Below are 18,070 nucleotides of genomic sequence, written 5' to 3'. Positions count from 1 at the left end.
TCAGGATCCCCAATACTGCGAGACAGGGCCAACGCGTAGACCCAATCCGCCGCCAGCCCGCACGCCAGAGCCCGCGGCGGTAGCTGCGCCGCGGGCAGCCGAGCCGATGCCATAGGAGGCGGCCGAGCCCAGTATGCTGGTGGCCGCGCCAATCATGCCAGCGCGGCGTGCCCCCCTGGCAGAACTGCGCAGAGTTCTTGCAGCGTACCGATCCATCTGCGCCTGCTGCTCGTAGGCGCCACCTTGGAGCAATGTCTGGTATCGCGTCTGCAAGGCATCCAGCTCCATGTCCCGCGCGGACTGGGATTGCAGTGCCAGGGCCGTGCCGCTATTGGCGTCGAACCCAGACTCAGCCACCGCGGCGCGAACGTCGGACTGCTGCTGGCCGGCCGTGCGTCGCTGGCTCAGTTCGTTCTGCAGGCCAGCGTCATACGCCTGGCGGGCCTGGATGTTTGCCAACTGGGCGTTTCGCTCAGCAGCGTCAGCCTGTTGCCGATAACTGGCTGCCTGCTGGTCGCCTCCTGTGATCGCCCCCAGGGCACCGATACCGCCTGAGGCCAACGCGATAGGGCCGGCATTCGCCACCAGGAAAGCTGAGATCGGATCCATTACTTCACCCTTGCATAGAGAAAACAATCCCGCCCGTCTGCGGTATATGCCTGCATGTGGCCTTCACGCTTGAAGCCCAATCTCTCAGCCCACGCGCACGCAGTGGCGTGTCGAGCATCAACCGCCATTTCAACCCGACGCCATGGCGCGGCATCCACCACCTGCGACACAACGCGGTGGATGGTCTTGAATTGCCTCAGTGCCCGCTCACTGAGCATGGCCCAAGCCATGCCACGCTCAGCATGCAGTTCCAGGATTCCGGCGCAAGCGATTACCTCGCCGCCCTCCACTGCGGACCACGCTACACCAGGTGAGTCCGCAAGATCCTGCGCATTCTTTAGATCGACCAATGCGTGGGCGAAGGCCTGAGCCGGCTGCAGCTGGACGGCCAGGATATGTTCCGGGGTCAGGCGGACGATCTTCATCGGTCGTCGTTGGTGGAGACCACCGGCATGAATGCCAAAATCGTGGCTGGCAGGGGCTGATTGTTCGTGTACCAAATCTTGGCAATGCCCTCGTACCCGCCGCGCCAGGAGACGGAATAATCACCCGAGAACAAAGGAGGGGCCGCGCCCATGGGCTGACTTGGCCGGCGGAAATCCATCGTCTCAGTTTCGTCGCGCTCCGGTCCGAGATTTCCCCCCAAGCTGCGATGCATGCGAACCGAGACATTCGTCAGGCGCTTCTTCTTGGCCTGGGCGGTGCCATTGGACGCGCCCGCCTCGATGCTCATGGTGGCCATAGCGCATGGAGCAGGCAGCCCGGCGTGAACCACGGACGCCTCGATCTGCAGCGTAATCTGTCCACCCTCCACAACCCTGTCAGGATGAGCAGCGCCATCCGTCAGTATCTGGACCGTTTGCCCCTCCAAGTGGCCTAGCCCACTGATACTCATCGTGGGTGCGCCACGGTAGGTCAAGCCGGAATCGACGTAGAACGCCTCGGCCTGATCCTCTTGGTCGCCGAGCGGCGCGCGGAGCAGTTCGACGTAGCGCACAGTCTCGCCATTGATTTCCCGACGCACGACCACCCACAACTCATCGGATCCGCCATCAGGTGCAGGCATTGTCTCGACCGCCTCGACAAATCCATTGGTCATCGGATGCGGATGCCATGCGTAGACGTCGCTGCGGCCGGGCTCCTGGTCATAGGTGCACCCGACCAGCATGCCGTCCGCCCTTGCTGCCCAGATAATCGAGTCCGGTTCCTGCTGGTAGGTCAGGTCAACCGCGCCTTGCACCAGAATATGATCTGCCAACTTAGTGGTGTCGGCAGAGGCATAGTTGTTCGTGTTGTAGTCGTACTGGTAGTCGCGCATGCGCTGGCCAGATGCCTGGACAAACAATACTCGCCCCCCTACCTCGGCAGGCTGGATGGAGCGCGAGCCATAGAACGTCCGACGCTCGGCGCGGACGTTGGCCGGCCCGACAGCCTGGTTGGGCTGAATCGGGCCAATCAGCCACTCGTCGCCATCGGTACCAAGGATCAGTTCGTCAGACTCCACCACCCAGACAACTCGATTGATCTGGCGCGCATTCAAGGTCTGCACGATGGCAGAGTCGGTAGTCACCTCGCCGCCGATCTTACCGGCGAAGTTCTCAAAGTCCCCAGTGACGGAGAGGGCCACCTTTCGGCCCGACACCAAAGACAACCGCTGGCGCCAGAAGGCACCATGCTCCGGCCATCCGTTCACGCTGGAAAACAGGGAGAACGCCCATTTCCAGGACGGCGTGTGCGACGGATACACCACAGAGATCGTGCGCCGCGCGCTACCGCTCGCTGCCGGGTCATACGCATAGGGACTTGCCGGCGGCGCTACCGTGACATCGTATGTGTTGGCCGTCGTCGCCATCACGACGAAAGAACCATTGCGCTGAACGTTCGGCTGACCAGAAGCGGTGAAATTCGTGCCGGTGATCACTACAGGATCGCCCACAATAAAAGGGTGACCCGGCGCGCTCACACGCATCCAGTTCGGCGCGGAAGATGCGGACATTGATGCAATGGGGAAATCTGTCACCGTTGTGGACGACCCGCCGCCCGGCATCACCTCCGTGGGCAAAGTCAGCACGACCGTGCCAGTAGCCACCGACCCGCTGGACACAGCGTCGATCCGAACGATTCCATAACCAGCATGGATGTACTGCCATTCAACGCCGATAGGCCCTCGCTGGTCATTGTCGATATCTACGCCGTCGCCGTCCCATGCTTTACCGTCAGTGTGGATCGGGGTCTGGTTACCTGTGACAGCGTTGGCACCACCTACTGCGGTGCACTGGTAAACGCGGTTGTCCACCCGGCGGCGATCTCCCAACCCTACCTCCTGGTAGACGGCCCAGGGCCGCACGGCAGACAAATCCGCCGTCTCCAGGTAGAACAACGTACCCACATGCCCGGCCTGGAAAATGCTCTGGCTTGCGGTGAGCGCGACCGCACCAGAGACACCACTGGACGTCACGGTGATGGCCTTGTTGGGGTTCACATCATCGAACGGGCCTTCAGTGAATGACGCCGCCACCAGAGAGAACGACTCGGCTCCGGTGCGCAGGAGCTTCCTTGGCTGGTGGCCGCGGTGGAAGATGTACATGGTGTCGGCACTCTGCGCCACGCGGATAGCGCAAGTCCCATCGATAGAGGTCAGATCGGCCGAGGTGTACGGCGACACCACCTCGACAGGGACGCCCCCCACCACCAGTTGCCCACGATTGACATAGAAGCGGATGTAAAGATGCCCGAACTCCAGCATGTAAGATATCCGCTCAGACACCTGGAACCTGACCAACCAAACCCGCCCGCCACCCGGCTTCGCTCTGGCGATGTACTGCGTACCGCCCCTGCGGACGGCCGGACCCTGTACCGTCGGCAGGAAGTTCTCCAAGACACTGCAGCCATTGAAATACTTGGCCAGGTCCGTACGCCCGCCAAGGCGTGGAGAAAGCTCCCCGCCGTCGAACGTCTGCAGGATCGGGGCTTCCTTAGCCATCAGCGACGCGCCTCAAGCCAAGTGTCATCCGCTGTGGTCACCACCGGGCGCTCAATGGCATTCATGCGACGAGCCTGGGCCATGGCCTGCTGGTACTCCCCTTGGGCCAATTGCCGCTTCGTGCCGGAATTCGTCAGCGTCTCCGCGGACTCCATCGCCAGCCGACACGCAAACGCCTCGACAAAGAGCGCGTCGAAAAGCGTCACATCCTCCACTCGCTTCACATAGCGGATTCTCAGCGGACCATCTTGGCTGATGAGGATTCGCCCCTCTTCCAAGCTATACCAGCCATCCACCTCCGGGCGAGGATTGCAACGACGGCCACCGATCTGGATCAGGCGCAGGAAGTCGGCAGGCAGTTGAAACTGGCGCGAGAATCCGAACAGCGGCTTGTCCGCCAATGCCGGCAGTACGGCACGAGCCTTGGAAAAGTGCCAGATGTTCGCGCGCAACTCGGCATCTCGAAGGATGTCGAACATAGACGAGATCGTGTTGGACTTCTGGTTGTCGTCGTCCAAAGCGATCACGCGCCCTGCACCAAGCTTGGTGAGGGCGCGATTGGCGATGTCTACTCGCGAGACGGCCATGGGTCAGTCCATTATTGAGAATCGCGGCCGGGCTTTTCGTCTGGCGACGTTTGCCCCTGCGAACCATCCTGACCCGTCTGGCCGCTCTGGGTCCTGCCACCCTGGCGGCCCGTCGACTCCCCCGGGCCACCCTTACCCGTCTGTCCGCCCTTCACGGGCTCCATCCACTTCCCGGGCTTCCCGTGGAAGTTGAACACCTCGCCTTTCTCAACGATACGCGTCACCTTGCGGCCGGGCGAGGAATCGGCACGCTTGCTGGGCTGGACGTCATCGGCGGGGATCTGGCCCCGCTCCTTGGCGATGTACTGGGCCATGGCTTACAGCACCTGGTAGCCGGAAGCGTAGGCCTTGTTGGCTTGAGCATCCTTGACGATGAAGGCCGAGAACGAGCCCGCCGTCAGCGGGCCAGTGGCGACCGTGTAGCGCACGCCCAGATAACGCAGGTAATCGCCGCCCGGCAGACGGAAACGAGCGATCTCGCTGCCGGCCGTCAGGGCGCCGAGGGCCAGAGCGCCAGTGGTGATGTGCGTGCGTGCGGACGTCAGACCGGGCGCGGCACTGGACTCCAGCGACACGGCAACGGTTGCGGCGCCAGCGGCGGTGGCGGTCTGGTCAACCTGTACCACCAGCCACACAGGTTCACCGGCGCCGATGTCCTGCTCCAGATTGGAGGCCGAGGGGTTCAGGTCGATGACGTTGGTGGAGATCGCGGTGGCGGTGACAACCTGGCCGTCCGAGAACTCGTTGGTCTTATCGAGGATCATGCTTTCTCTCCTGAGATTCGGTAGTAGTGCCGCCCCGAAGGGCGGCTGCCAGGTTTAGGTCAGGCGCGCTTCGGTGTTCAGAAGCTGGTCGACCGTACGGATGGGGATGCCCAGGAAATCGGACTGGAACTGGCCGGCCGATTCCCGGATCGAGAGGGCGTTGCTCGACTTGTTCAGGGCCATCTTTTCCAGCGCCGAGCGGATCGTGCGGTTGGCGTAGACGCGCGGCTGAATGTTGCCGGTAAGACGCGGCATGCGGTTCTTGGCATCGATCAGCAGTTCGATCAGCCGCTGGTTTGCCATGGTCCCCGTACCCGAGCTGGCATCCGAGACGTCCACGTTGGCGATGCGGACAACATAGCGCCAGTCCTTGACCACCAGGCCGCAGTCCCATTCGAACAGGTCGGCATAGGCACGATAGCGGTCGTTGTTGACGTCGAAGGCGTCGATTTCGCCCAGGTCTCGGTGGACCAGGCCAGCGCGGGAGTTCTTCGGGTAGATGCCGAACGCAGTGGTACGACCCCAGCCGATCAGGTAGATCGAGGTGTTGTCCGACCCCGTGCCGCCGGCATCGATGACGTTGGCAGCCGAAGGCGATGCTCCGACGCCCGGCAGTTCGTTGTAGCGCGGCTGGAGGCCATAGAAGCGCTCGGGGTTGATCGAGGTGTCGCCATACAGAAGCGTGGTGCAGAAGTCCTGCCCCATGGCCTCGATAAACGAACTGGCCTCATCCAGTCGGAATCGAGCCGGATCGTTCGCCATGGCAACCGACTTGACGTCGGGCTCGCTACGGGCGGTCAGCATGCCCGTGGTATCGTCCACCTGGGCGGTGGTGCTCTTGGAGACGGGCACGCCGCCATACAGCTTGCGCCAGACGGTATTCGGCAGGCCAGTGCGAATGGTCGTGCGATTGCCGGTGGGCAGGTTGCCTTCGACCCAGGGGATGTCCTGGACGATTTCGTTGGTCTGCGCCAGCAATTCGGCCACGTCGGCGGTGGAGCCGTTCGGGTCGAGCCGCTTGGCGACGTCGATGATGCTGAGCGATTCGTTACCGATGGTGGCCATCGATCTCTCCTAGTGAGTTCACTTCTTCATGCTCGGGAACATCCGAGCGGCTCGTGCGGCTTCAGGGTCGGCCGGTTGGGCATTGCCGCGTTCACCGCCCGCCGGTATCAAGGTGCCCTCGCCGAGGTGCTTGCCGATGCGGTGGAAGAACCGCAGCGTTTCACCGTCGCCCAGGGCCTGGGAAATTTTCTCGAGCGTCTGCTCGTCTGCACCGAAGGTCCGCACAGCACGGCGGGCCAGCTCGGTATTTGCGTCGTACTCGCCACCCCACTCCTTCTTGAGGCCCGACACGTCGCGCTCGCCTTGCTGCTGGCGGGCCAAGTCCGCGGCTTGCTGCTGCTCTGCCTGGTGCTGGTTCCAGGCCGCAGCCAGTGTTTGCGCCTGTGCGACCGGGATTCCCGCCTTATGCATCCACCCGGCAGCGACCTGGGAAAACGCCTTGTCCTGGCCTTCCGGCACCGGTAGCTGGTAGGCATCCACAGAATCCGGAACGGCCGTTTTCCCTTCCAGATCCTGCAGAGCCTTCGCAGCGTCACCAGCACCCTTGAACCCTTTGCCTTCGATGAACTTGCGCAGCCCTTCGTCCTCGATACTTTCGTGCCACGCAGGCGCAGTCGTCTGCGAATTCGCGGGGGGCGTCACTGCGGGAGGCGTTTCGGCTGGCGGCGTTGCGCCATTGCCACCTTGGCCGCCATCGGACGGGGCTTCGTTGCGAAGCATTCGGGCGAAGAGCGCCCGCTTATTCAGAGTTCCGTGCATTCTCACGCTCCATCATTTGGTAGATCTGGGCTTCAGTCAGGTTGAGGTAGTAGGTCAAGCGGTTGAAGACTTCGCGCCGGCCTTCGGCTTGCATCGAGGCGTGCGTATCCACGGTGCGCGTCACGGGAGACACGACCGTCGTGGATTCATAGGCCCGACAGAATCGCGCCAGATCGGCGAGGATTGCGGCCCCTGCCTGGGTGGGCTGGCCAGCGGGATCGAGAAACGCTGACCGGTAGGACGCCCGGCGGCGCAGCATCATCTGGAACTTCTGGCGGATGTTCATATGCGGGCGTTGGTGGCGTTGACGGCAGCAGCCGTGAGGTCTTTGGCGGCACCAGCGGCGACCGGCGCGGCTTCGAGGATCTGAGCGGTTTCGACTTGCTGCGCTGCGGCAGCATCCATGTCCGCCACCTCTTCATCGGTGTGCATGTACTTCTGAGGGACACTGAACACGTCTCCCAGGCCGCGCACGATGGCGCCTGCGTTCATGACGCGGGCAGCCTGCGGATCAGCCTGGATGAATGGCGCAGATGCTTCGGCCCAACGCAAGACGTTGGCGCCCTCTTCCGCGCGCATTGCTTGGTTCAGAGGACTGTCGTACTCGATCTCGACCGCGCCGCCAGCCTCCACCAGTTCAGGCGGCATTTCCGGCAGGACGCCGGCATGGGAAAGGATGTCGATCTCGCGCGTGATGAGCGAGCCGAGCATTTCAGACTGAACCCGGCCCATGGTCGGGCCAAGCAGAACGCCCTTTTCTTGGGCACGCTGCAGCACTTCGGTCGCGGTCATCTGGTGGTTGTCCACCAGGATCTGGAACAGCGTCACGTAGAAGCCCAGATTCACTGCCTCGCGCTTCTGATTGGCATAGTCGATACCGAGCGGGACGTTCGTGCCCAGATTGAGCGGCGCCGCCAGCGGCCTGCCGTCATCGGTCATCATCCCGTAGTTCATGGCGCCTGCCCGCAGGTCGAACGCCTCCAGGGCGCCATCATCGGGAAGCATCAGCGGCGGGTTGACTGCTTTCTCCGCGGCCTTGATGTTGGTCTTCTCCATGGAGTTCAGCATGCGCACGTCCGGCAGCGAGTCCATGGCAGGCGAGTACCCATAGGGAGAGTCGTCCGTGGCGTAGAAGCGCCCGATGGCAGCCGGGAATGTGCGATAACCGCTGTGCTGGACGACGTGGTTGCCGGCATCCAGGCACAGCCACACTGACTGAATCGGCATGTTTCGGCTGTCCACCCGGCTGTCATCACGTTCGCGGCGCGGTCGGATGGCGTGCAGGAACTGATAGACCGTCTCGGGGTTCTTTTCTAGCGCCAGCTGCATCGACGGCGTAAGCGCGTCCCGCCCAAAACGTTGGGCCGCCTGGCGCAGGGTGAGCCCCCACTGAAGGCAGCATTTGTCGACCATGCCGAACGCGTCTTCGCTGAACCAGGTGCGGCTCATGCTCAGCGTCCGATAACGAATGCCCTCGCCCAGGACGTCATCGATCATGATCCCGCCGGACCCGAAAGCGCCGTGGCTAACATACGCCTCGCCGATCTGGGCGGCGAAATTCGCGCGCCAACGGTATCGATGGGCGAACAGGGTATTGGTGACCTGCTCCAGGTACTGACGGATGGCCGGCGAATCCTTCAGCTCTTCCACGGACACCGCAAGCCGGTGCCACTTCTGCACCCGGGGCGTGATCAAGGAATCTTCCGCCGCAGCAAAGTGGCGCAGCGCCAGCATGGGCGTCGCGTCATAGATCTGGCTGGTGCGCTTCTCGCCCGGCTGATTGGTCCGGGCCTCGTTGAATTTGCGATAGCGCGGCAGGACCTGCTCGATCACCTCGTTCCACTGCCCGTGAAACGACTCGCGCGCCGCCTTCATGGCCGACCAATCGGCCATGATCTCTCGCACCAGATCGACGTCCTGGTTCTGCATCAGGATCCCAGCAGGGTCTTCGTGGCGACGGAGCCAGGAGCTGCGGTCGCTTCCCCGGCCAGAATCGTGCTGGCCGCACCGCGGCGACGGCGCAAACGCTCCGCTTCAGCGTCGCCTGCCGCTGCCGCGTCGGTGGCGCTGGGCGGGGCGGCGGGGGCAGGCGGGTCAGGCAGCTTCGGCGTTTTCGGGCCGGAGATCAGGGAGGTCATAGCGGCTCACTGGAAATTCAGATTGCCGCTAGATTGTTTGCGCGTGCGCGCAGAGAACTGCGTTTCTAATCCATGATTGCCCGAGTTGGTCGGCCAGCCCTGGCCTTCGCAGTGGAAACCGGAAACGCAAAGGACAGGCACAGCGCGTCCGCTCGGTTTGGGGATGGCAGCCCGCGAGCCTTCATGTCCTTCTTGCTCTCGATCTGGATCTTGCCGTCCAGCCTCGCGACGGTCTCGGGCGCGATCAGGTCATCGGCCAGCACCTGGTCATCCGGCGGCAGCGCGCCCCCCTCCTTCAGCCAGTCGCGAGTCAGCTTCCACATTTCGGCACGCTTGTTCAGGCAGCCAGGGTCAGCGGACTCCCCAGAGAACCAGACGATTCGCCAACGGCGTCGGCCCATGGTCTTGCCGGCTGAGTGAATGCCAGTGCCGTAGCCGCCATCGATAAACACTGCGTCGGCCTGGTGCTGATCCTCCAGTCCGGCCAGGATGGCAGCCACTTCCACATCGTTGTCGTTCTTGGCTATGGTGCGCAGAACCTTGAAGTGCAGCCCCTGCCGCTTGGCAATGACCAGCTCGTCGTCCCCTTCCCAGGCTGGATCGCAGGTCAGGATTACAGGGGCGAAGTTGTACTGCTCCGGGCGCAGGTGTCGGGCTTGAGCCGCCTCCACATCAGCCGTGGAAATGAACTGCTTGGCCGACGCGGCCGGGAACTGGCCACGAATCCGAACGCGCACGATATCGCTGTCCTCCCCGTGGGCCTGGACCATCTCGTCCAGATAGGCTTTGTTGGTGCCTTCGACCGTGCGGCTGTCGATCTGGAATGTCTTCCATAGGTGGCGGAATTTGCGGAAGCACTCACGGAACCTGCCCGTGTTGCGGGTCGGGTTGCCGAATGCCAGCCAAATGATCTCCGTGTCTTCGTCGGTCAAAGCGCCTTCGGCCACTTCCCAAACCTTATCGGCAATGCTTGACGCCTCATCGAAGATCAGGACGATCCGCTTGCCCTTGTTGTGCAGACCCGCGAACGCTTCTGTGTTGTTCTCGCTCCATGGCGTGGCGTCCGCCCGCCAGGACTTTTCCCGCCCCGGCTCCACGCTGTACATGGACATGGCTGGCACCGACCACCACGAACGATTTCGGGCCAGCCTGGCCCACTTCCCTACTTCCGGCCAGGTCTTGGTTCGCAACTGCGTCTCGGTGTTGGCGGTCACCACAACACGGCAGTCGTCGCAGGTTGACATGGCCCAACTCAGGATCTGAGACACCAGGGCGGACTTTCCAATCCCGTGCCCCGAAGCCACGGCCACCCTGAGCGGCGTGTGCCTGGTCGACGGTTCGCGCAGATGGCTGCCGATGGAGTCCAGCACGTCAGCCTGCCACTGCCGCGGCCCCGTATGCTCCACCAACTCGCCCTCTCCCCAGGGGAACATGTCATGGGCGAACCCCAGAGGGTCGTGCTCGTACTCGGCTATCGCAGTAACGTCTTCAGCCCGCATCGGTGCCTTCCCCTTGCTGGCGTCGCAGTTTGGCCTCTCGCAGGGCGTCGGCGATGCTCAGCGAGCCACTATGCTCGATCTGCTGCTTGTCGCCGTACTTCTTGGGATGCCACTTCGCCAGCAATTTCAGACGCTGCTCTGCCCGGTTCTTCTGCCACTGCACAAACCCCGGGTCGATCTTGTCGCCCTGCTCTGTCAGCGTCCGCTCCGGCTTCTCGTCCAGGATCTCCAGCGTCTGTTCGGCGATGGCATCACAGCCTAGGTCACGCGCGCGCGCGAAGCGTGCGGCAAACTCGGGGTGGGCATCCAGCCAATCGTAGACTGTTCGCCACGCCGGCATGCCCTCGGATCGGCAGATGTCACGCAGGGTTTCCCCTTCGGCGAGTCTCCAGACGATTTGGTCAGCCACTTCCTCTCGGTAGGTGCTGGCGCGACCGCGCGGCGCCTTCGCTGGCTTTTCGGTCTTGGTCATTCAAACCCCGGCAGGGAAAGTGTTTCGGATACCCGTGCGGGCTGTGTTTGGCGCTTGGTCAGCATCTGGATCAGGTTGGGGACGGTCATGCCGTAGGCCCTGGCCACTGCGGGCAGGTGTTCAGACGGCATCAGGTTGGATTGGGCTGTGCGTGGGCGTCGCTCGGCAGCGCGGCGGATTTCGGCGGGACGCCGTGGGGCTTGCTGGCGAGTCTTGTCGGTTTTCTCTTCCCACAGGCTGAGCAGGATTTCTCCGCGCCAGTGTGCCGGAGTGGCGCCGGCCAGGTATTGGCGCACCATGGACTCTCCGACCGCCTGGCCCATGGCCTTGGCGATCTCGTGCTGGCCCATTCCGGACCGGCGTAGATCCAGGATGATTTCGGGCCAATCGAAGTCCGTGAGGCGCATGGTTACACCTCAGATGCAGCGGTTATATCGACCCGCACGAATCCCCGCCGGGCGGTATCCAGGCCGTCATCCAGCGTGATCGGGCGGAACTGACTGTCGTCCACCCCAAGGGCGATGGCGATCCCGTCCATCTGCGACTTCATGCAGGCCAGCAGGTTGTCGATGTCGCGCCGGCGGCGGTCCGGTGCCACGAACGTCAGGGTGACCTTCATCCGGCCCTGTGACGGAATGGCGTTTCGCCCCAGTGCTTGGCGAGCAGCCAGCGCCGCCATGTCCCTAGCGGCTGCCATCTTCCCGTGCGTGGCGGTCCAGTGCCGACCGTTCTTCCGGTTGGGCATGAGCCCCATGTCCGGCCAGGGCAATTCGATGGTGAGGCGGTCGAGGTTCATGGTCAGTCCCTCAATGCGCTGTAGCGGACGCGCTTGCCTTCCGCCTCGGGTTGGTTGAACTGTCTCCCCATTTCCAGGCTCTTGAAACAAGTCCGCTCGGCTTCGTAGACCAGACCAACTACCCCTGGCTCTCCCTGGCGGATCAGTCCCACATTCACCTCGCAGATGCCCTTGTCCCGGCTGTCGGGGTTGTATACCTCGTCCCGGTAGAGGAAAAGAGCGATGTCGCAATCCTGCTCGATGGCGCCCGAGTCCCGGAGATCGGCCGGCATAGGCCGCTTGTTCGGGCGCCGCTCCAGGTCTCGATTCAGCTGCGAAAGCAGAACAATTCCGATACCCATTTCCTTGGCGAGCGCCTTCAGGCCACGGGTGATCTGCTCGATTTGAGCGTTTCGGTTGTCGCCCTCCCCCTCCATCAGTTGGAGGTAGTCGATCACCAGCAAGTCGAGACCATGCTTGCGGCGCGTCTGGCGTGCCTTGGCTCGCACATCCATGAGGCGCAGACCTCCTTGGTCATCCAGGCTGAGATTGCGGCTCCTGAGTCGCTCTACGGCGGATGTGAGTTCCGTCCAGTCGGACTGATCGAACTTGCTCGGGTTCAACAGCTTGCTGAGCGGGATCTTCGTCAGAACCGACACGTTCCGGTCATGGATCTGCTTGCGGGGCATTTCCATCGACAGGATCAGCACCGAATGGTCGACGCTCGCGTTCAGCGCGATGTTGAATGCGAGTGCCGATTTGCCCATCTTCGGGCGGGCAGCCACTACCATCAGCTCGCCGCGGCGAATCCCGCCATTGAGGCGCTTGTCCAGATCAGGGAATCCCGTGGGGATGGCCAGCGCCACCTTTCCCTCTGCCCTTTCCTCCAACTCGGTCAGGTACGGGATCAGGTCATCGTCCACCCGTACCGGCTCGTTCTGGGAACGGGATTCTGCCAGGCGCTCCAGCTCCCCCTGCAGCCCGTCGATCAGGCTGGCCGCATCCCGGCTCATGTCGTTCTCGGCTAGGTCGGCGGCCACGGCAGAAGCGCGCGCCAGTTCGCGGCGCTGGGCCTTCTCCTTGACGATGCTGGCATAGCGGGCAATGTTCGCCGCGCTGGGCGTGTTTGCCGCCAGGGTGTGCAGATACACCGGGTCGGATGCTTCGGTCCCTTCCAGGCGGTCCATCAGGGTCAGCACATCGACTGACTGCCCCCTCAGAATCGAGGACGACACCTCGCGGAAGATGGCGCGATGATCAGCTCGGAAGAAGTGCTCCGCCTCCAGATGGCCCATTCGGTCGAAAGCGCCGTTGTCCAGCAGCAGCGCGCCGATGACGGCCTGCTCGGCGTCCAGGTTGGCAATCATGCCGCCTCCTTGCGGGCATGCGCCCTCTGGGCCTGTACCCCTTGCGTGGTCAACACGTAGCTGTTGTTCGCAGCATCCGCGTACCACAGGCGGTAGTAGCCCTTCGTGACGTAGTTGAGGAAATGACGGCGCCAGTCGGATTGCAGCCGGCGCTCGTTCGTGCCGTTCGGCAGGTGTTCAGCCTTGAAAACGTCCCAGGCAAGCTGGACGAATTCCTGGGGCAAGCCAACCGTGTCCACGTACTCCAGCAAGGGCTTGTAGCCACTGACTGCCGTCTCTCCCGCTGCCTTGCAACGTTCGAGAAAGGTTTTCAGGGACTGGCGCTCCTTGCGTTCCCGCTTGGGTTTGGCAGCCGGAGGCTGTTCGGACTCTCCTCCCCCCTGGCAAGGGGGGTTGGGGGGTAGTTCTTCTTTATTCTTCTCTTCTCTTTCTCTAGCTAACGCACCCGTAACGCTGGGTGCGTTACCCGATTCATCCTTCGTCGTTTCATCAGCGTTACCGATCCTGTGATTGGCAACGCGTTTCGCTGTCTGAGCGCGTTTCTTGGCTGAGGCGCCGTTGTGATCTTCAAAGTTGACGATGCGCACGCCGTCCTCGTGGTCGATCAGCCAGCCAATATCAACCAAGGCCTGACCCAACCCCTTCACCCCCGTCTTGCGGTCGATCTGTCGCGTGGATAGGCCGGGCATCAGCCCGTCAGCTGTGTGCTGGTCTGCGGTCGCCCATAACCAGTACAGGCCACCAATCACGGCGGCTTCGCTGCTATCGGTCAGGTCCACCAGTCTGGCAACCCTGGGGTCATCCCACAGGTTGCCGCGCATCTTGATCCAGTCGCCGGCCATCACTCGTCTCCTTTGACCAGACGGCGCAGAGGCTCGATGGCGCGCTGGTAGTGCAATTCGATCTCTGCCGACCACTGGCCGCGCTGCATGAGCATTGCGCGGGTTTGGTCGACGTACTCCCACTCGCGGCGGCGGCGCTCGGCCTTGGGGATACCACCTTGGTCGTGTTCACGGTGCAATGCCGGGCTCAACGGGAAGCACAGGCTGTCGCAGACCTTCATGGCGCCGCCCTTGTCGAAATTGACATGGCAGGCCTGGGCCGGCTGACCGGTCACCAGGCAGCCCAGCGCAGCCACGTTGCGGCGGTGCTGTTCGCTGCGCAGGCGCGCCGGCAGCTTGTGACCCAAGGGTCGATAGAAGCCCATGACGACCTCAACCTTGTGCCCCAGGCCTTCCTGGCGGTCAGGGTTGGATCTGCGCATGGGCGTCTTGCGCTGGAGGGTGGAGTTCCACATCACTTCAACCATCCGGCGCCAAAGCCCAAGAGCCATGAGGCAAGGAACACCAGGAATGTTTGCGTGGCCCCAGAACCGGTGTAGGTGGTGCTGCGACCAATTTGCCAGAACAGGCAAGAAACAATCAGGACCAGGAACCCAAGAGAGGCGATCAGGAAAGCTGTTTTCATGCCCTCCCCTCCTTCCATGCAAGGAAAGGCTTGCGGATCACCTCATGAAACTGCTGCGCGGCGATGGCGTTGTGATCCAGCTCCGAGCGGGACGTTATGCCGCAACAATCCCTGATGTGGTCCGCCGCCACGGCCTCGGAGTCCATCTGCAAGAAGGCGAGAAAATCTGGGTTCTGGCACAACTGCGCCGCTAGGCGCGAGAGATCGCCACCCTTTGGCTTGTCGCTCACTTCGGCCTGCTTATGAGCGTCAACGCCCTTTGCATGCTCAAAATTGGAGACAAGCGGCGCCAGCGCCACAGGCATGTCGATGTTTGGGAACAGAGTTAGGAAGGCGCCACGACAAGTCGGGTCGATGTCCACCTGCACGCGGATCGTTCCGTCAGCCATTTCCTTCATGGCGCGCCGGGTTCCGGAAATGGCGTTCATCTCAGTGCGCTCCGCACGTACCCTGGCTAAGCCGGGCACGACAGCAGTTCGCGCCGATGGTGTTGCCGCGGGCAAGGTAGTCCATGTACCACTGCTCGACGAGTGCAAGGCCGAACACGTCCAGGATCGCGTCCAGCTGCTCAAGCTTCACGCCGGCATTGCCGTTCAGGACCTGGTTGATCGACGACTCATCCTTCCAGCCAGCGGCCTGCATGACCTTGGCGCGCTGCGCTTTCGTCATGGAGGTCAGCGCCTTGCGGATGAGGGTCTCGCCTTGAGGCTGCGAGCCCGTGGCGATAGGGATTACGTTTGCGTTCATGCTGCTTCAACGCTATTCAAGTGAAAGTGAATGCCGCTGAACGCGGCCTTTGACACACTGGAAGCCTCAACACAACGAGGTTCGCAGTGACGACGACTGAAAAACTTCTGACCGAGGCGAGAGAGATCGCCTTTCGCGCTTCCCTGGATGCCAGCGAAGCGCTGATCCGCGATGTGTTCCACCGCCTCTGCGTCGAGTACGACGAGCGGGAGCCCGTGCGCCGAGAGACGTACGACGGGGAGACGCTGCATTGAGGCCCTACACATCGCCGGGGCCTATGGGCGTGAGGGATTCCAGATCTGCGGCACTCGGGCACTGGAAGCAGTACGCCATGTGGACATGAAGCGGCACCTCGTATTCCGTGACGGTCATGCGCATGCCGTTGCCGAGCGCCGAGGTCACTTCACGAAGCACAACCAAGCCGCGCTCAATCAGCTTCTTGACGGTGCGTTTCGACGGCTGGGGCCAAATCGACCCGTCGGGATACTTGCTCCCGATCCGCCAGCCTTGTAGGCAGATCAGACATTCCTGCGCTGGCGTGAGATTGGAAAAATCGAGGGCGCCGTGGCTATGCATGCTCGACCTCCACGGCTGGGCCGGAAGGAGCACGGGTTCGGCGCTTGTGAAGCGCGGTGAGCTTCTTCCCTGCCTCGTAGCGAAAGCCGCGCTGACCGTCGCTATTCAAGACCTGAGAGATCGCCCCCTGGGTGACGCCGATGCTGTCGGCAATGCTGCTCTGGGTCATCCCTTGGGAGACCAGATCCTTGAGCATGTCTTGGAAAGTGGGTTTCATAACCCCGATTATTAGCTTCCTAATCTTGAATGTCAATAGCACCCTAATTTAGATAGCTAATAACCTTCGGGATCTGCAATGTTGGTGGTAAAAGAAATGTCGATCGGCGAACGCCTCCGAGAGAAGCGCAAGGAAAAGCACCTGACCCAGGGAGGACTGGCCAGGTTGTCCGGCGTTTCGCAAGGCCTTATCGGTCAGATCGAAAACGGCATAAACCAAGGCAGCACGCGGCTTACGGATATAGCTCGGGCGCTCGGAGTGTCGGCGGAATGGCTCGCAACCGGACAAGGGGAGTCATCCCGGATCCCGAGAGGCGCGAAGATGGTCGTGCCCGAGGAACTGGCGCCGAGTGATGTGGGCAAAATTCCCTATTGGGAAGCACGGGGTTCGTGTGGTGGCGGCTTTGATAACAACGAACACATGCCCACTGGACACCTGGTAAAAGAATACAGCTTCTTCCAAAAGTACAAGCTGAACCCCGATAACGCGATAGCCGTCTACGCCGATGGCGACAGCATGGCCGACTTCATCGTAGAAGGAGACATTGTGATCTTCGACACATCCAAAACCGAGCCTCGCAGCGGGAAAATTTTCCTGATCGACCACCCGGACGGCCTACGCATCAAGGAACTGCGCCGAGAGATTGACGGCTCCTGGGTGCTGGGCAGCCGCAACGCCGACAAGCGTCGGTACCCCGACGAGCGGGTCGACCCCGAGCATGCGAGTCGGCTCAAGATTCATGGGGAATTCGTCTACCGCCAGGGCGGATGAAACGACAGATTGCTGAAGGCCACCTATTAGCCCGGTCCTGCCGGGCTACTTTTTTTCTTACGTTATTAGTTTCCTATTGACACCCGGTGATTAGCGTTCTAATATTCTTCCAACGCAGCAGAGAACGCCTAGGCGAAAGCCAGCCAAGTAGGGCGCGGAGTTAACGGAGAGGCGTCATGACGAGGGAAGAACTGGTTGCAGCACTGATCTATGAGCCAGAAACCGGGAAGCTCTTCCGCCGCTTGAAAGACGGCTCTACAGGGAAGCAAGTTGGGCAAAGGAAGGATCGGTTCGGCCGTCTGTGTTTCAGGTTGCGCGGGGAAGAGGTTCGAGTTCATCGAGCCGCGTTCCTGCACTTCCACGGATGGCTCCCGAAATTGATCGACCACATCAACGGAGACGCCAGCGACAACCGCATAGCGAATCTGAGGGCGGCGTCGATCAGTCAGAACGCCATGAACCGCGTCCGTCGATCTGATAACGGCGGCCGTTTCAAGGGTGTTTACAGGGACTCCAGGCGAGGGAAGTTCTTCGCGAGGATCACTGTGCAGGGAAGGCGACGAGTTATCGGAGGTTTCGATAGCGATGTTGAAGCCGCCTTCCGATACGACGTAGAGAGCCTTGAATTGCACGGGCCTTACGGCAGGCGAAATTTCCTGCCGCTAGTGCAGTAGGGCTGCAGCAAGGAAGCAGTACCGCAGTACCCCGGCATGGCCGGACAGCAGTAGGTAGGTGGCGCTGCCTGACCAAACGCCCGCAAGCCCAAAGCGTGAACGCAGCAGGGAATGCCCAGCCAGAGCTGAAATCTGGTGGACGCGAAGATGGGGTAGTTAGCGGAGAGCCCCCGAGCCGACAGAGCCGCGTGGGCAGTGCACGACCTGGAGCCGTCAAAGACGGTAGTAGCCAGGCGTGCCCTGCCCCAGATTCATCTGAATGCCGACCCATTAGGTCCGGGCATTTTCATGAACCTGGAGAAAGACATGGATTGCAAGCACACGCCTGGGCCTTGGCGGATTGGCAAGCCGAGCGACTCCGTTGTCGCTGATGTACCCGCTGCATACGCCGATGACGAGAACCACAAGCACTACGGCGGCTACCTCATCGCCGAATCGGTGTCTCGCCAGAACCTCGTCCTGATCGCCGCCGCGCCGGAGCTGCTGGAGGCGCTGGAGGAAGTCTTGGCAAAGAAGGGCGCCTGCTGGCACCCCACTGACGCAGTGGCGCAGAAAGCCCGCGCCGCCATCTCCAAGGCCACCGGCCAAACCGCCTGACCC

26 protein-coding genes are annotated in these 18,070 nt (G+C 62.1%); 4 read left to right on the top strand and 22 right to left on the bottom strand.

Annotated features, from left to right (window positions below):
- The 20 genes from ODI_RS09455 to ODI_RS09365 all read right to left on the bottom strand — a co-directional run bounded on the left by ODI_RS09455 (nt 1) and on the right by ODI_RS09365 (nt 15,232).
- Nucleotides 1-609 carry a virion core protein, T7 gp14 family gene (locus ODI_RS09455; protein ID WP_067753101.1) on the bottom strand — a complete coding sequence of 203 codons (609 nt, stop codon included), beginning with the start codon at nt 607-609 and terminating at the stop codon, nt 1-3.
- Nucleotides 609-1,034, bottom strand: a complete 426-nt coding sequence (locus ODI_RS09450; RefSeq protein ID WP_067753098.1) for a hypothetical protein — start codon at nt 1,032-1,034, stop codon at nt 609-611. The genes ODI_RS09455 and ODI_RS09450 overlap by 1 nt, the downstream gene beginning before the upstream one ends.
- Nucleotides 1,031-3,592, bottom strand: a complete 2,562-nt coding sequence (locus ODI_RS09445; RefSeq protein WP_067753095.1) for a hypothetical protein — start codon at nt 3,590-3,592, stop codon at nt 1,031-1,033. Before ODI_RS09445 ends, ODI_RS09450 begins: the two co-directional genes overlap by 4 nt.
- The gene (locus ODI_RS09440; RefSeq protein WP_067753092.1) at nt 3,592-4,179 is read right to left on the bottom strand and encodes a hypothetical protein; all 588 of its coding nucleotides are present in this window, start codon (nt 4,177-4,179) and stop codon (nt 3,592-3,594) included. Before ODI_RS09440 ends, ODI_RS09445 begins: the two co-directional genes overlap by 1 nt.
- An 11-nt stretch (nt 4,180-4,190) precedes the next feature.
- Nucleotides 4,191-4,493, bottom strand: coding sequence for a hypothetical protein (locus ODI_RS09435; RefSeq protein ID WP_067753089.1), 303 nt, complete (start codon nt 4,491-4,493; stop codon nt 4,191-4,193).
- Between the two features lie 3 nt (nt 4,494-4,496).
- Entirely contained in the window at nt 4,497-4,943 is a 447-nt protein-coding gene (locus ODI_RS09430; protein ID WP_067753086.1) for a Bbp16 family capsid cement protein, read from the bottom strand.
- Nucleotides 4,944-4,997: 54 nt separating this feature from the next.
- Nucleotides 4,998-6,008: a major capsid protein gene (locus tag ODI_RS09425; protein WP_067753084.1), complete on the bottom strand. Its 1,011-nt coding sequence runs from the start codon at nt 6,006-6,008 to the stop codon at nt 4,998-5,000.
- A gap of 18 nt (nt 6,009-6,026) precedes the next feature.
- Nucleotides 6,027-6,767 (bottom strand): hypothetical protein, encoded by a 741-nt coding sequence (locus ODI_RS09420; protein WP_157929742.1) that lies wholly within the window; start codon nt 6,765-6,767, stop codon nt 6,027-6,029.
- Nucleotides 6,748-7,053, bottom strand: coding sequence for a Bbp19 family protein (locus ODI_RS09415; protein WP_098020885.1), 306 nt, complete (start codon nt 7,051-7,053; stop codon nt 6,748-6,750). Before ODI_RS09415 ends, ODI_RS09420 begins: the two co-directional genes overlap by 20 nt.
- The gene (locus tag ODI_RS09410) at nt 7,050-8,696 is read right to left on the bottom strand and encodes a portal protein (RefSeq protein WP_067753077.1); all 1,647 of its coding nucleotides are present in this window, start codon (nt 8,694-8,696) and stop codon (nt 7,050-7,052) included. The genes ODI_RS09415 and ODI_RS09410 overlap by 4 nt, the downstream gene beginning before the upstream one ends.
- A gap of 274 nt (nt 8,697-8,970) precedes the next feature.
- A complete protein-coding gene (locus tag ODI_RS09405; protein ID WP_067753074.1) occupies nt 8,971-10,404 on the bottom strand; it encodes a terminase in 1,434 nt (477 codons plus the stop codon).
- Nucleotides 10,394-10,876: a terminase small subunit-like protein gene (locus ODI_RS09400; RefSeq protein ID WP_067753071.1), complete on the bottom strand. Its 483-nt coding sequence runs from the start codon at nt 10,874-10,876 to the stop codon at nt 10,394-10,396. Before ODI_RS09400 ends, ODI_RS09405 begins: the two co-directional genes overlap by 11 nt.
- A complete protein-coding gene (locus ODI_RS09395) occupies nt 10,873-11,283 on the bottom strand; it encodes a hypothetical protein (protein WP_067753068.1) in 411 nt (136 codons plus the stop codon). The genes ODI_RS09400 and ODI_RS09395 overlap by 4 nt, the downstream gene beginning before the upstream one ends.
- Before the next feature lie 2 nt (nt 11,284-11,285).
- On the bottom strand, nt 11,286-11,672 hold the full coding sequence (locus tag ODI_RS09390) for a RusA family crossover junction endodeoxyribonuclease (protein ID WP_067753065.1): 387 nt from the start codon (nt 11,670-11,672) through the stop codon (nt 11,286-11,288).
- Between the two features lie 2 nt (nt 11,673-11,674).
- Entirely contained in the window at nt 11,675-13,018 is a 1,344-nt protein-coding gene (gene dnaB, locus ODI_RS09385) for a replicative DNA helicase (RefSeq protein WP_067753063.1), read from the bottom strand.
- Nucleotides 13,015-13,860, bottom strand: a complete 846-nt coding sequence (locus ODI_RS09380) for a hypothetical protein (RefSeq protein WP_067753061.1) — start codon at nt 13,858-13,860, stop codon at nt 13,015-13,017. Before ODI_RS09380 ends, dnaB begins: the two co-directional genes overlap by 4 nt.
- Entirely contained in the window at nt 13,860-14,282 is a 423-nt protein-coding gene (locus ODI_RS09375; protein WP_074046794.1) for a hypothetical protein, read from the bottom strand. The genes ODI_RS09380 and ODI_RS09375 overlap by 1 nt, the downstream gene beginning before the upstream one ends.
- Before the next feature lie 32 nt (nt 14,283-14,314).
- Nucleotides 14,315-14,485 carry a hypothetical protein gene (locus ODI_RS22270; protein WP_157929741.1) on the bottom strand — a complete coding sequence of 57 codons (171 nt, stop codon included), beginning with the start codon at nt 14,483-14,485 and terminating at the stop codon, nt 14,315-14,317.
- Nucleotides 14,482-14,913 (bottom strand): hypothetical protein, encoded by a 432-nt coding sequence (locus ODI_RS09370; protein WP_067753056.1) that lies wholly within the window; start codon nt 14,911-14,913, stop codon nt 14,482-14,484. The genes ODI_RS22270 and ODI_RS09370 overlap by 4 nt, the downstream gene beginning before the upstream one ends.
- A 1-nt stretch (nt 14,914) precedes the next feature.
- Complete coding sequence (locus ODI_RS09365; protein WP_067753053.1) at nt 14,915-15,232, bottom strand: hypothetical protein; 318 nt, start codon at nt 15,230-15,232, stop codon at nt 14,915-14,917.
- 86 nt (nt 15,233-15,318) lie between these two features.
- On the opposite strand from ODI_RS09365, the gene ODI_RS22420 reads away from it, so the two are divergent.
- Nucleotides 15,319-15,486, top strand: a complete 168-nt coding sequence (locus ODI_RS22420) for a hypothetical protein (RefSeq protein WP_173719650.1) — start codon at nt 15,319-15,321, stop codon at nt 15,484-15,486.
- Nucleotides 15,487-15,490: 4 nt separating this feature from the next.
- On the opposite strand, the gene ODI_RS09360 is transcribed toward ODI_RS22420, so the two are convergent.
- A complete protein-coding gene (locus ODI_RS09360) occupies nt 15,491-15,808 on the bottom strand; it encodes a hypothetical protein (RefSeq protein WP_067753050.1) in 318 nt (105 codons plus the stop codon).
- Nucleotides 15,801-16,025, bottom strand: coding sequence for a hypothetical protein (locus tag ODI_RS09355; RefSeq protein WP_067753047.1), 225 nt, complete (start codon nt 16,023-16,025; stop codon nt 15,801-15,803). Before ODI_RS09355 ends, ODI_RS09360 begins: the two co-directional genes overlap by 8 nt.
- A gap of 78 nt (nt 16,026-16,103) precedes the next feature.
- On the opposite strand from ODI_RS09355, the gene ODI_RS09350 reads away from it, so the two are divergent.
- From ODI_RS09350 to ODI_RS09340, 3 genes are all read left to right on the top strand, one after another.
- Nucleotides 16,104-16,796, top strand: coding sequence for an XRE family transcriptional regulator (locus tag ODI_RS09350; protein WP_067753044.1), 693 nt, complete (start codon nt 16,104-16,106; stop codon nt 16,794-16,796).
- A gap of 176 nt (nt 16,797-16,972) precedes the next feature.
- Nucleotides 16,973-17,470: an HNH endonuclease gene (locus tag ODI_RS09345; protein WP_067753041.1), complete on the top strand. Its 498-nt coding sequence runs from the start codon at nt 16,973-16,975 to the stop codon at nt 17,468-17,470.
- Between the two features lie 288 nt (nt 17,471-17,758).
- Nucleotides 17,759-18,067 carry a hypothetical protein gene (locus ODI_RS09340; protein WP_067753038.1) on the top strand — a complete coding sequence of 103 codons (309 nt, stop codon included), beginning with the start codon at nt 17,759-17,761 and terminating at the stop codon, nt 18,065-18,067.
- Nucleotides 18,068-18,070: the final 3 nt, after the last annotated feature.

This window comes from Orrella dioscoreae, assembly GCF_900089455.2.
GTDB classification, from domain to species: domain Bacteria; phylum Pseudomonadota; class Gammaproteobacteria; order Burkholderiales; family Burkholderiaceae_B; genus Orrella; species Orrella dioscoreae.
This window is presented reverse-complemented; position numbering and strand designations above follow the sequence as displayed.